This window comes from Streptosporangium sp. 'caverna' (genome assembly GCF_003203775.1).
In the GTDB taxonomy this organism is placed as follows: Bacteria; Actinomycetota; Actinomycetes; order Streptosporangiales; family Streptosporangiaceae; genus Streptosporangium; species Streptosporangium subroseum.
Map to the genome: position 1 here is coordinate 1,731,272 of NZ_CP029711.1, position 13,111 is coordinate 1,744,382.

General features: G+C 69.0%; 9 protein-coding genes. All 9 read left to right on the forward strand.

Annotation, left to right across the window (positions count from 1 at the left end; genetic code table 11):
* Positions 1 to 69 precede the first annotated feature (69 nt).
* The 9 genes from DKM19_RS07800 (at position 70) to DKM19_RS07840 (ending at position 13,032) form a co-directional block, all read left to right on the forward strand.
* Entirely contained in the window at positions 70 to 753 is a 684-nt protein-coding gene (locus DKM19_RS07800; RefSeq protein WP_110705546.1) for a nitroreductase family protein, read from the forward strand.
* Between the two features lie 847 nt (positions 754 to 1,600).
* Positions 1,601 to 3,436 carry a cellulose binding domain-containing protein gene (locus tag DKM19_RS07805; RefSeq protein WP_110695119.1) on the forward strand — a complete coding sequence of 612 codons (1,836 nt, stop codon included), beginning with the start codon at positions 1,601 to 1,603 and terminating at the stop codon, positions 3,434 to 3,436.
* Positions 3,437 to 3,563: 127 nt separating this feature from the next.
* On the forward strand, positions 3,564 to 5,132 hold the full coding sequence (locus DKM19_RS07810; protein WP_110695120.1) for a cellulose binding domain-containing protein: 1,569 nt from the start codon (positions 3,564 to 3,566) through the stop codon (positions 5,130 to 5,132).
* Positions 5,133 to 5,307: 175 nt separating this feature from the next.
* Positions 5,308 to 6,981 (forward strand): carbohydrate binding domain-containing protein, encoded by a 1,674-nt coding sequence (locus tag DKM19_RS07815; RefSeq protein WP_204358698.1) that lies wholly within the window; start codon positions 5,308 to 5,310, stop codon positions 6,979 to 6,981.
* A complete protein-coding gene (locus tag DKM19_RS07820; protein WP_110695121.1) occupies positions 6,978 to 9,011 on the forward strand; it encodes a glycosyl hydrolase family 18 protein in 2,034 nt (677 codons plus the stop codon). Before DKM19_RS07815 ends, DKM19_RS07820 begins: the two co-directional genes overlap by 4 nt.
* A 134-nt stretch (positions 9,012 to 9,145) precedes the next feature.
* The gene (locus tag DKM19_RS07825; RefSeq protein WP_089208113.1) at positions 9,146 to 9,346 is read left to right on the forward strand and encodes a cold-shock protein; all 201 of its coding nucleotides are present in this window, start codon (positions 9,146 to 9,148) and stop codon (positions 9,344 to 9,346) included.
* A gap of 361 nt (positions 9,347 to 9,707) precedes the next feature.
* The gene (locus tag DKM19_RS07830; protein ID WP_110705548.1) at positions 9,708 to 11,096 is read left to right on the forward strand and encodes a hypothetical protein; all 1,389 of its coding nucleotides are present in this window, start codon (positions 9,708 to 9,710) and stop codon (positions 11,094 to 11,096) included.
* Positions 11,097 to 11,274: 178 nt separating this feature from the next.
* Positions 11,275 to 12,114, forward strand: coding sequence for a PhzF family phenazine biosynthesis protein (locus DKM19_RS07835; protein ID WP_239514136.1), 840 nt, complete (start codon positions 11,275 to 11,277; stop codon positions 12,112 to 12,114).
* Between the two features lie 144 nt (positions 12,115 to 12,258).
* Positions 12,259 to 13,032, forward strand: a complete 774-nt coding sequence (locus DKM19_RS07840; protein ID WP_110695122.1) for an arylamine N-acetyltransferase — start codon at positions 12,259 to 12,261, stop codon at positions 13,030 to 13,032.
* The last annotated feature ends 79 nt before the right edge of the window (positions 13,033 to 13,111 follow it).

The following is a 13,111-nucleotide window of genomic DNA, read 5'->3' on the forward strand; positions in this document are numbered from 1 at the left end:
CAGTCTGTTGCACCATTTGTAGTCGCAATTAAGACTATGCCTTCATATATGGCACTCATGGAGGCGATCATGGCGCAGGAGCATTCCCATCCGTTCATCCCGTACCGGCCCGCGCGCTACCCCGAGCCGGAGATGGTGGCGCGGGGCCGGGAGTTCTACGAGCACATGGACCGGCGCCGGAGCGTGCGGTTCTTCAGCGACGAGCCGGTGCCGCGCGAGTGCGTCGAGCTGGCCGTCATGGCCGCGAACACCGCGCCGTCGGGGGCGCACCAGCAGCCGTGGAAGTTCGTGGTGATCGGCGACCCGAAGGGCCGGCGGCGGGTGCGGGAGGCGGCCGAGGTCGAGGAGCGGCAGAACTACGAGGGCGGGCGGCTGACCCCCGAGTGGCGTGAGGCCCTGGCCCACCTGGAGACCGGTTCCGACAAGGGCTATCTCGAAACGGTGCCCTGGCTGGTGGTCTGTTTCGCCGAGAAGTACGGCGTGCGCCCCGACGGCACCAGGGTCAAGCACTACTACGTCAACGAGAGCGTCGGCATCGCATGCGGGTTCTTCATCGCGGCCCTGCACTCGATGGGCCTGTCCACGCTCACCCACACCCCGAACCCGATGGCGTTCCTGACGGAAATCTGCGGGCGTCCCGGCAACGAGCGGCCCTACATCCTCTTCCCGATCGGCTACGCCGCGCATGACGCCGAGGTGCCCGATCTGGTCCGCAAGCCGCTGTCCGAGGCCCTCGCCGACGGCTTGGCCTGAGCGGACGGCTTGGCCTGAGCGGACGGTCTGGCCTAAGCCAGTGGTCTGGTCTGAGTCGACGGCCCGGTCCGAATCGGCGGCGGCCCGAGGGGAGGGGCCGGGGTCGGGGCGGACGGCTCCGGGCGAGAGGGCGGCCGGGATGGGACGGGGGCGGAGTCGCCACCCGGAATCGCCTCGACGGGCAGGCGCGGGGCGTCATCCGATCGCGGAATCCCATATTTGGAACGTGCCTAGCTGGATCGTCGGAAATCGACTTTTTTGGGCCTTGTGGGAGGAGTCTGTCAAAGCTACGATCACGGCAACTCTTAGGAAACTTTCCTAAAAGAAATACCGAATGGGAGTCCCCATGGCCCGTTCGCCCCCGGCAGCCTCGATTGCAGGCTGCGGAAACTCGATGGTGGCAGTTGTCACCGCAGAAGGTCCGACCGTCCGGACGTCTCATCCCCCCAGGTTCCCCCCTTCATGGGAGCGATCATGCGGCGCACCTTTCCCTTACTCTTCCTGACTGCGGCTGCAAGCCTCCCGCACGGGCCGTCCGTGCCCGGCGGTGCCAGCGCGGCAGCCGTCACGACCACCGTCACCGAGATCTCCGACCGGGATCGTGGTCCGAGGACAAGCGCACGCTCAGGGATGACATCACGGCGGTCCTGACCAGCCAGAACGTCCAGCCCGGCCGTTTCTCACCACCGCCGTGGATAACGGCCCGCGTTGATCGACGGCGTGGTTCCGCCCTCCCCCGGGCGGAGCCGTGGCCACCACGCCGTACGGCTTGCGCTCACGTCCGCCTCCAGCGCCCCCCACGTGGTGCAAGCCGTACGGTCACCCCCAGTGAATGCATGAGGTTAACGTGAAGTTTCGCGTCATCGCTCGATCTCTCGTCGCTCTGGCGGCCATCGTCCTGACGATGGTGATCGCCCTCCCGGCCCAGGCGGCCACCGCCACCGCCACGTTCACCAAGGGCTCCGACTGGGGTTCCGGCTTCGAGGGCAAGTACACGATCACCAACGGCGGCACCACCACCATCAACGGCTGGTCGGTCGCCTTCGACCTGCCCTCGGGCGCGAACATCGGCTCCTTCTGGGACGCCTCGATGAGCCGGAGCGGGCAGCGCTTCACCTTCACCAACGTCGGCTGGAACGGCACCCTGGCTCCGGGGGCGTCGGCGAGCTTCGGCTTCAACGGCAGCCCCGGCGGGATCACCCCGTCCAACTGCACGCTCAACGGCGTCGCCTGCGGCGGCGGCACCACGATCCAGGTTCCCGGTAAGCCCGGCACGCCCACCGCGACCGGCGGCGCGAACGCCGTCACGCTGTCGTGGGGGGCCTCCAGCGGCACCGTCACCGGTTACAGGGTCTACGAGGGCACGACCCTGAAGAGCACCGTCACCGGCACGAGCGCCACCGTCTCCGGCCTGGGCGCCTGCGAGTCGCACACCTACACGGTCGCCGCCTACAACGCCACCGGCGAGGGCACGAAGAGCGACCCGGCGAGCGCGACCACCACCGGCTGCACCGCCGGGGTGCCCGGCAGGCCCGGCACCCCGTCCGCCACGGGCAACTCCGGCAGCATCGCGCTGAGCTGGGGGGCCTCCAGCGGCACCGTCACCGGTTACCGGGTCTACGAGGGCACGACCCTGAAGACCACCGTCACCGGCACGAGCGCCACGATCTCCGGTCTGGGCGCGTGTGAGTCGCACACCTACACGGTCGCCGCGTACAACACGGCGGGCGAGAGCCCCAAGAGCAACCCGGCGAGCGCGACCACCACCGGCTGCACCGTCAGCCCGCTGCCCAAGCACTTCCTCACCGGCTACTGGCACAACTTCGACAACCCCGCCGTCGAGCTCAAGCTGTCGGCGGTGCCCAACGAGTACGACCTCGTCGCGGTCGCCTTCGGCGAGTCCACCGCCACTGCCGGTGAGGTCGTCTTCAGCGTCGACCCCGGCCTGTCGGCCTCCCTCGGCGGCTACACCGACGCCCAGTTCAAGGCGGACGTGCAGACGCTCCACTCACGCGGCAAGAAGGTCATCCTCTCGGTCGGCGGTGAGCTGGGCCGCGTCCAGGTGGCCAACGCCGCCGCGGCGACCAAGTTCGCCGACACCGTCTACGCCCTGATGCAGAGCTACGGCTTCGACGGCGTGGACATCGACCTGGAGAACGGCCTCAACGCCACCTACATGGGTCAGGCACTGCGGGCGCTGCGCGCGAAGGCGGGCGCGAACCTGATCATCACGATGGCGCCGCAGACCATCGACATGCAGTCCACCGGCGGGGAGTACTTCAAGCTCGCGCTGAACATCAAGGACATCCTCACCGTCGTCCACACCCAGTTCTACAACTCCGGCTCGATGCTCGGCTGCGACCAGATGGCCGCCTACTCGCAGGGCACGGTCAACTTCATGACCGCGCTGGCCTGCATCCAGCTGGAGAACGGCCTGCGCCCCGACCAGGTGGCGCTCGGCCTGCCCGCAGGACCCGGCGGGGCCGGCGGCGGGATCGTCGCCCCGTCCCTGGTGAACCAGGCGCTGACCTGCCTGGCGACCCGGACCAACTGCGGCAGCTTCGTGCCGCCGCGCGCCTACCCGGGGATCCGCGGCGCCATGACCTGGTCGATCAACTGGGACGCCTCCAACAACTGGAACTTCTCCAGGACCGTCAAGCCCCACCTCGCCACCCTGCCCTAGCCCTCCGCCACCTTCGGCGTCCCCGGACCTGCCCGGCACCTCACGACCCGGCCGGGCAGGCCCCGAACCTCACACCCTCAGCACCTCGCACCCCCACCACCTCGCACCCCCCAACCGAGGAAAAAACATGAGATTTCGACGAACACTGACCGCGGTCCTGGCCGCACTCGGCGTGTCACTCGGCCTGTCGATGGTCGCGACCCCCGCGTTCGCGGCGCCCCCCACCGCAGCCTTCACCAAGGTCTCCAACTGGGGTACCGGCTTCGAGGGCAAGTACACGGTCACCAACGGCGGCACCACCACGATCAACGGCTGGTCGGTCGCCTTCGACCTGCCCTCCGGGGCGAACATCGGCTCCTTCTGGGACGCCTCGATGAGCCGCAGCGGGCAGCGCTTCACCTTCACCAACGTCGGCTGGAACGGCACCCTCGCCCCCGGCGCGACCGCGAGCTTCGGCTTCAACGGCACCCCCGGCAGCGCCACCCCGTCCAACTGCACCCTCAACGGCGCGTCCTGCGCCGGCGGCACCCCGCCCAACCCCGGCACCCCGGGCACGCCCGGAGCCCCGTCGGTCACCGGCACCACCAACTCCTCGATCTCCCTGTCGTGGGGCGCCTCCAGCGGCACCGTCACCGGCTACCGTGTTTACGAGGGCACCACGCAGCGGGCACAGGTCACCGGCACCAGCACCACCGTCGGCTCGCTCGGCACCTGCACCTCGCACACCTACACCGTCAAGGCGTACAACGCCCAGGGTGAGTCGGCCGCCAGCGCCTCGGCGAGCGCCACCACCACCGGCTGCACCAACCCCCCGGCCGGCGGCAAGATGGCCGGCGCACCGTACCTCTACATGGGCTGGGGCAGCCCGCCCAACCCCGCCACGGTCATGAGCGCCACCGGCGTGAAGTCCTTCACCATGGCGTTCATCCTGTCCAGCGGCGGCTGCACCCCCGCCTGGGACGGTAACCGCCCGCTGACCGGCGGCGCCGACGCTCAGGCGATCTCGCAGATCAAGGCCGCGGGCGGCAGCGTCCAGGTCTCCTTCGGCGGCTGGTCGGGCAACAAGCTCGGCCCGAACTGCGCCACCCCGGCGGCCTTCGCCGGCGCCGTGCAGCAGGTCATCAACGCCGTCGGCCCCGCGGTCGTGGACTTCGACATCGAGAACACCGACGAGTTCGAGAACTACACCGTTCAGGACCGGATCCTCAACGGCCTGAAGATCGTCAAGCAGAACAACCCCAACGTCAAGGTCGTCGTCACCTTCGGCACCTCGACCACCGGCCCCACGGCCGCCGGCATCCGCCTGATCAACCAGGCCAAGGCGCTCGCCGTGCCGATCGACAACTACACGATCATGCCGTTCGACTTCGGCGGCGGCGCGAACATGTACCAGAGCACGGTCAACGCCTCCGAGGGTCTGAAGAACGCGCTGAAGTCCGCCAACGGCTGGACCGACGCCCAGGCCTACTCCCGGATGGGCATCTCCGGCATGAACGGCCTGTCCGACCAGCAGGAGCTGACCAGCCCGGCGACCTGGACCCAGATCACCAACTGGGCCAAGTCGAACGGCCTCACCCGCCTGGCCTACTGGGCGGTCAACCGCGACCGTCCCTGCCCGGGCGGCGGCGTGACCTCCACCTGCAGCGGCATCGCCCAGACCGACTGGGAGTTCACCCGCATCACCGCGGGCTTCTGACGACCACGGCCCGCACCCCGAGCGAGGGGTGCGGGCCGTATCCCCGTGTATCCCCGTGACCGTGCAGGTCACCCGGCCTTGAAGATCATCGAAAACCCCAGCATGACCGCAATCGAAGGGAGGCAGGGGCGTCCCGCTCTCGGCCGTGGCCAAGGGTCTCCGCCCTGGAATTCCGATGGGTCTCAGAAAACTCGTGGCGGTAGCCGTACTGGCTCTGAGCGGCACGATGCTGGTCGCATCACCAGCTCAAGCGGCCAATATCACGACAAATCCTGGATTTGAGAACGACCTGGCCGGCTGGACCTGCACGGCGACCTCGGGTGCTGCGGTCGTGTCCTCGCCGGTGCACGGCGGCACCAAGGCGTTGCAGGCGACGCCCGCGGGTAATGACACCGCGCGTTGCCAGCAGACGGTCAGCGTGAAGCCGTCCTCGTCCTACACCCTGTCGGCGTGGGTCAGGGGCGGCTACGTCTTCCTCGGCGCGACCGGCACCGGGACGACCGACCCGAGCACCTGGGGCACCCCCGGCGCCTCGTGGACCCAGCTGTCCAGGACGTTCACCACCGGCGCCTCGACCACCTCGGTGACGGTCTACGTCAACGGCTGGTACGGCCAGGGCACCTACCAGGCCGACGACTTCGTGCTGGACGGCGCGGCCGGTGGCGGCACCCCGCCCGACACCACCGCGCCCACCGTCCCCGCCAACCTGGCCGTGGGCAGCCCGACCGGCAGCTCGCTGAGCCTGACCTGGGGGGCGTCCACTGACAACTCCGGTTCGATCGGCCGCTACGAGGTCTCGCGCGACAACGGGACACCGGTGAGCGCGGGCACCTCGACGACCTACACCGCGAGCGGCCTGAGCGCGGCCACCTCCTACGGATTCCGCGTCCGGGCCTGCGACGGGGCGGGCAACTGCTCGGCCTACACCTCCTCGGTAAGCGGCAGGACGAACACCGACACCGGCCCGCCGCCGTCCGGCGGCACGATCCGCTACGCCCCCTACATCGACATCACGATGACGACCCCGTCGCTGACCGGCGCAGCCGCCGCGACCGGCGTGAAGAACTACACCCTGGCCTTCGCCCTCGGTGACAGCAGCGGCTGCAACCCCGCCTGGGGCGGCACCATCCCGATCAACGACTCGCGGATCATCAACGACGTCAAGGCGCTGCAGGCCCAGGGCGGCCAGGTCATCGTGGCCACCGGCGGCGCGATGGGACCCTACCTGGAGCACGTCTGCGGCACCTCGGCCTCGCTGCTCGCGGCCTACAAGAAGGTGCTCGACACCGTCGGCACCAACCACCTCGACGTCGACGTCGAGGCCTCGATCGACGCCAACAAGGTCAACGCCGCCCTCAAGCAGCTCCAGACCGAACGCGGCACGACGATCAGCTACACGCTGCGGATCCAGGGCCAGGACTACGGCGTGGACCCGTTCTCGCTGTCGATCCTCCAGGACGCGGCGGCCAAGGGCCTCAACGTGATCGTCAACCCGATGCTGATGAACTTCGGCTACTCGGGCAACTGGGGCGACGCGATGATCGCCGCAGCCCAGGCGACGCTCGGCCAGATGAAGACCGTCTGGCCCTCCAAGTCCGACGCCCAGCTCAGGAAACTGCTCGGCCTCACCCCGATGATCGGCAAGAACGACACCGGGATGACCACCACCCAGGCCGACGTCCGCAAGCTGCTCGCCTGGGCCAACACCAACCACGTCGCCTTCGTCGGCTTCTGGTCCAGCGCGCGCGACAACGGCGGCTGCACGGGCGGCCAGGTCTCACCGACGTGCAGCGGCATCTCCCAGTCGTCCTGGGAGTTCACCAACATCTTCAAGGGGTTCACCGGATGAATCTGCGGAAGCTCGCGGCGGTAGCCGTACTGGCCCTGGCCGGGACGATGCTCGCCGCATCACCCGCCCACGCCGCCAACATCGCGGTCAACCCAGGCTTCGAAAGCGGGCTGACCGGCTGGACCTGTACGGCGACCTCGGGTGCTGCGGTCGTGTCCTCGCCGGTGCACGGCGGCACCAAGGCGTTGCAGGCGACGCCCGCGGGTAATGACACCGCGCGCTGCCAGCAGACGGTCAGCGTGAAGCCGTCCTCGTCCTACACCCTGTCGGCCTGGGTCAGGGGCGGCTACGTCTTCCTCGGCGCGACCGGCACCGGCGGCACCGACCCCAGCACGTGGACGTCCTCGCCGTCGGCCTACGCCCAGCTGTCCACCACGTTCACCACCGGCGCCTCCACCACCTCGGTGACGGTCTACGTCAACGGCTGGTACGGCCAGGGCACCTACCAGGCCGACGACCTCGTGCTGGACGGAGCGGCCGGACAGGGACAGCCCCCGGCCGCGCCCACCGGCCTCACCGGCACCGGCAACGCCACCACCGCCTCGCTGAGCTGGAGCGCCTCCTCGGGAGCGACCGGCTACAACGTCTACCGCAACGGGACGAAGGTCGCCGCCGCAACCGGGACCACCTTCTCCGAGACCCCCGGCACGGGCACGCACTCCTACCAGGTGAGCGCGACCAACGCCTCGGGTGAGTCGGCCAGGTCCGGCGCGGTCTCTGTGACGGTCGGCACCGGCCAGCCGCAGCTCCCGTCCGTGCCGTCGGGGCTGGCCGCCACCGTCAGCGGTACGAGCGTCTCGCTGAGGTGGAACGCCTCCACGGGAGCGACCGCCTACAACGTCTACCGCAACGGGACGAAGGTCGCCGCGCCCACCGGAACCTCCTACACCGACACCCCCGGCGCGGGCACGCACACCTACCAGGTGAGCGCCTCCAACTCCGCCGGGGAGTCGGCCAGGTCCGGCCAGGTCTCCGCCGTCGTCAGCACCGCGCCGCCCCCCGGCGACCTGCCCAAGCGGGTGCTGGTCGGCTACCTGCACGCCTCGTTCGCCAACGGCTCCGGCTACATCCGGATGGCCGACGTGCCGAACGAGTGGAACGTCATCAACCTGTCCTTCGGCGAGCCGACCTCGGTGACCTCGGGTGACATCCGGTTCGCCCAGTGCCCGGTCGCCGAGTGCCCCAACGTCGAGTCCGAGGCCGAGTTCATCGCGGGAATCCGGGCGAAGCAGGCCCTCGGCAAGAAGGTGCTGATCTCGATCGGCGGCCAGAACGGCCAGGTCCAGCTGAGCACGACGGCCGCCCGGGACAAGTTCGTCCAGTCGATCGGAGCCATCATCGACAGGTACGGGCTGGACGGGCTGGACATCGACTTCGAGGGCCACTCGCTCTATCTCGACAACGGTGACACCAACCTCGCCAACCCCACCACCCCGGTGATCGTCAACCTGATCTCAGCGCTGAAGTCGCTCAAGGCCAGGTACGGTTCGAAGTTCGTGCTGACCATGGCCCCCGAGACGTTCTTCGTCCAGCTCGGCTACCAGTTCTACGGTCCGGGACCGAACGGCTCCGCCGACCGGCGCGCCGCGTCCTACCTGCCCGTCATCCACGCGATGCGCAATGACCTGACCCTGCTGCACGTCCAGGACTACAACTCCGGGCCGATCACCGGGCTCGACAACCAGTACCACACCATGGGCACCCACGACTTCCACGTGGCCATGACCGACATGCTCCTCGCGGGCTTCCCGATCGCGGGAAACCCGAACAACGTCTTCCCCGCCCTGCGCCAGGACCAGGTCGCCATCGGCCTGCCCGCCGCCCCCTTCGCGGGCAACGGCTTCACCACGGTGAGCGAGGTCCAGAAGGCCTTCGACTGCCTGGCCAAGGGAACGAACTGCGGGTCCTACCGGCCCCGGGGCGTCTACCCGAACCTGCGCGGCCTGATGACCTGGTCGATCAACTGGGACAAGTACAACGCCTTCGAATTCTCCCGTAGCCACCGGGCCTACCTCAACGGCCTGGGCTGAAAGCCCCTCGCCGCCGGGAGAGACGGACTCCCGGCGGCGAGGTTCCCCGGGGACGGTGGAGCCGGCCCGCTGTCCCCAATAGGGTTTTTGTTGGATGATGTTCCAGATATGTCATGATCACTGGAAGGCTAGACATGACCGGCACGGTGAAGTCGTTCAACGAATCCAAGGGGTTTGGCTGGATCACTCCAGACGACGGCGGTGAAGACGTCTTCGTGCACTTCTCCCAGATCATGACGCAGACCCTCACGACGCTCCTTGAAGGTCAGAAGGTCTCATTCACGGTCGCGGACGGGCCGACGGGCAAGCAGGCGACGGGGATCAAGCCTCTGTAGCCGGCTCCCACCGGGCAGGCGCGTGTCCCGAGCCACACGCCCACGGACGCACCGGTCTGGAATATGCCGATCTCAGGCCTGCCGGCCTGGAACGTACCGGTCTCGGAGCCGCCGCTCTGGGACGTACCGCCCGCAGGCGGATCCGTCTCGGACGTATCGGTCTGGAACGCGTCGGCCACGGGGGCACAGCCTCGGACGTCGCCGGAACGGATCGGCGCACGCGTCCGCGGCACCCCTTCGGAAGGCGCCATCGCTCAACGTCATCGCGGAAGTGCTCTGAGCGACAAAAGCTAGGAGACTGGTCTCTTTTTGAAGACCGAGTAGCTGGTCGGTCACAACTTCCGGCAGGCTGGTGACCGTCATGGACTACGCAATTCTCACGGGGTGCGTCCTCGTCACAGGTGTCGTGCTCGCTCTGGTTGCCCAATGGAAAGGCTGGCGCCCACCGCTTCTTGTCGTACTCGCCGTCGGAATCGCCTTCCGGGTGCTCATCATGATCACCTCGGCGAGGAGCGAATGGCAGCCGGTCGACTTCGTCAACAGCTTCAAGCCCGCGGGCGAGGCGATCCTCAACCACCAGGACCCCGTCCTCGGGAGCAACGGCGGCTGGCACTTCCTGCCGACCATCCCGTACGTCTATGGCCTGCTGCTCTGGCTCGGCATCCCGTGGGAGATCGCCGGGCGACTGGTCACCGTGGTGGCCGACATCGTGCTGATCCCGCTGGTCGGCAAGCTCGCCGGAGGCTCCAAGGCGTCACTGCGCGCCTTCCAGTACGCCTGCAACCCGGTGGCCATCCTCGTCGCCTCCGTCCACGGCCAGGTCGAGCCGGTCGCGCTGGTCTTCGGTGTGGCCGCGTTTGTCGTCGCCCGCGGCCCCGGGAACCCCGACCGGCCGGGCATGACCAACGACCTGGTCGCGATGGTGAGACAGAGCGTCTCCGCCAACGGCCTCGTCGGCGCCCTGCGCCACGCCGTCGGATCCGCCGGTGGCGTGACGCGCCAGGCTCTCGCCTCGCGTCCCGACGAGAAGCCCGTCCTGCGCCGCGCGCTGTTCGCCGGTCTGCTGATGGGCCTGGCGCTGTGCGCCAAGAGCTGGCCCATCTGGCTGATTCCCGGCATGCTCCTGTTCCTTCCGACCTTCCGTGCCCGAGTTGTCGCGTTCGTGGCCACCGGCATCGCGCCGGTCTTCTTCCTGGTCACCCTGCCGATCTTCGCCGGCACCCCGCTGGACCAGCTCCCCGAGGTCATCCGGGTGATCCAGGACGTCCGCCCGATCGTCGGAGAGTGGACCTACAGCGCCTGGCTGGTCGGCGGCGAGTGGACACTCGACCAGGGAATCGCCACGTTCGGCACGCGGCTGATCTACATCACCGTGGTGGTGGTGGCCTTCCTCTGGCGCCGCGCCGACCCGATCGACCTCACCATGGCCGTGCTGCTCGCCTTCATGGTCGTCACCCCGCGCATGGGCGCGCAGTACCTCCTGTGGTTCATGCCGTTCCTCATCGCCCGGCCCACCCGCTTCGCGTGGCTCGCCGTCATGGGGACCTCCTTCTGGGCCGCGTACGGCTACATCTACATGACCCAGTACCGGGGCGCCGAGTGGGGGAGCCTCCACGTGATCTGGGCCAAGGCCTCCATCGTGTTCATCCCGATCCTGACCATGGCCATGCCCTGGGGCCGCCGCGTCTCCAAGGCCTACGCCGAACCCGAAGGGACCCCACCACAGGCCTCCGTCCCCACGCCTGCCTGAATACCCCCGGCCTCGCGGAGAGGCGCTTTCGCGCCAGTCCAAGACCTACGCCGAATCCGAGGGCCTCCACCACAGGCCCCCGTCGACGACCCCGGCCTCGCGGAGAGACGCTTTCGCGCGAGGTCGGCGGGGTGCGCGGAGAAGTGGGTGCTAGGTTCCGGTGACTGTGACGAACACTGTGGAAATTCTGCGATACACCGCCTTCACCCATGAGCCGGAGGGCGGGAATCCCGCGGGGATCGTCCTTGACGCCGGCGAGCTCTCCGATGCCGAGATGCTCGCCGTCGCCGCCGAGGTCGGATACTCCGAGACGGCCTTCGTGACCGGCCGCGACGACGAGAGCCGCACCTTCCGGGTCCGATACTTCGCCCCCGCGGCGGAGGTCGACTTCTGCGGGCACGCCACGATCGCCACCTCGGTGGCCCTGGCCGAGCGCCTCGGGACCGGCCGGCTGGTCTTCGACACCAACGCGGGCGAGATCGTCGTGGACACCGAGATCGCCGACGACGTGCTCTACGCCACGCTCACCAGCGTGCCCACCCACTCCCGCCCCGCGAGCGAGGAGGCGGTGGCCGAGGTGCTCTCCGTCCTCGGCTGGTCGCACGACGACCTCGACCCCGCCTTCCCACCGCACGTCGCCTTCGGCGGGGTCGAACACCTCATGCTCGCCGCGGCGTCCCGGGAACGTCTGGCCGACCTCCGCTACGACTTCGACACGCTGAAGTCGGTGATGACGCGCAACGGCTGGACGACGGCGAACCTGTTCTGGCGCGAGAGCGACGAGCGGTTCCACTCCCGCAACCCGTTCCCGGTCGGGGGCGTCGTGGAGGACCCCGCGACCGGGGCCGCGGCCGCCGCCTTCGGGGGTTACCTCCGCGTCCTGGGGACCGGCTCCTCCGAGTTCACGATCATCCAGGGGGTGGACATGGGACGGCCGAGCACGCTGAAGGTGTCGATCGCCTCCCCGGACGGCCGTACCCGGGTGAGCGGCGGAGCGGTGGCGATGGAGGCCGTCTGACGCCGGCCGCGTTTCGCCGGCCCAGACGGCGCGACCGGCCCGCGTGGTCGGCCGCGCCGGTCGCGACCACTTCTCCGAGCGTTTCCGGGTTTTCGTGAACTTTCCCGCTGGCGCGGACGGTTCGCGGTGTGAGTGAATCGGATCATGGACGGATACCTGAAACGGATCGGCGCCACTCGTCCCGCGCGGCCGGACGCCGAGTCGCTGCGCGAACTGCAGCTGCTCCACCTGCTGACGGTCCCGTTCGAGAATCTGAGCGTCCATCTCGGCGAACCCGTCGTGCTCGACGACCAGGCCCTGGTCGAGAAGGTGGTGGACAGGCGCCGCGGCGGTTTCTGTTACGAGCTCAACGGCGCGTTCGCCGTACTGCTCCGGTCGCTGGGCTATCAGGTGGCCCTGCTGTCCGCCCAGGTCGCCGGCGACGGCGGTTCGCTCGGCCCGCCCCTCGCCCATGTCGCCCTGCGGGTGAACGGTCCCGGCTCCGGCCCCTGGCTCGTCGACGTCGGGTTCGGCAGGTTCAGCCACCACCCGCTCCGCCTCGACGTCCGCACCGACCAGCCCGACCCCGGCGGCACCTTCCGCGTCGTCGAGACAGCCGAGGGCGATCTCGACGTGCTGAAGGACGGTGCACTCGAATACCGCCTCGAACAACGGCCACGAGTCCTGGCCGACTTCGAGCCGACCTGCTGGTGGCACCAGACCTCGCCCGCGTCACACTTCACCCAGTCGCTCGTGTGCTCGCTGCTCACCGAGCGGGGACGCATCACGCTGAACGACAGGCTGCTCGTCGAGACCGTGGGAGGCGACCGCCGTGAGCGGCATCTGGACGGCGACGCCGCGACGCTCGCCGCCTACCGCGACCACTTCGGCATCGAGCTGACCCGGCTGCCCGCGCCCCCCGGTGGATCAGACGGCTGACGTCGAGGGCGCATCCGTACGGAGCGGCTCAGCCGATGAGGGATCCGCGCTTCGCCGCAGGACGCTCGTGTGTTCCCGG

Bases quoted from the DNA above. Each gene is read 5' to 3' on its own strand.
- DKM19_RS07800 (WP_110705546.1), top strand. From the start codon at position 70: ATGGCGCAGGAGCATTCCCATCCGTTCATCCCGTACCGGCCCGCGCGC.
- DKM19_RS07810 (WP_110695120.1), top strand. From the start codon at position 3,564: ATGAGATTTCGACGAACACTGACCGCGGTCCTGGCCGCACTCGGCGTG.
- DKM19_RS07815 (WP_204358698.1), top strand. From the start codon at position 5,308: ATGGGTCTCAGAAAACTCGTGGCGGTAGCCGTACTGGCTCTGAGCGGC.
- DKM19_RS07820 (WP_110695121.1), top strand. From the start codon at position 6,978: ATGAATCTGCGGAAGCTCGCGGCGGTAGCCGTACTGGCCCTGGCCGGG.
- DKM19_RS07825 (WP_089208113.1), top strand. From the start codon at position 9,146: ATGACCGGCACGGTGAAGTCGTTCAACGAATCCAAGGGGTTTGGCTGG.
- DKM19_RS07830 (WP_110705548.1), top strand. From the start codon at position 9,708: ATGGACTACGCAATTCTCACGGGGTGCGTCCTCGTCACAGGTGTCGTG.
- DKM19_RS07840 (WP_110695122.1), top strand. From the start codon at position 12,259: ATGGACGGATACCTGAAACGGATCGGCGCCACTCGTCCCGCGCGGCCG.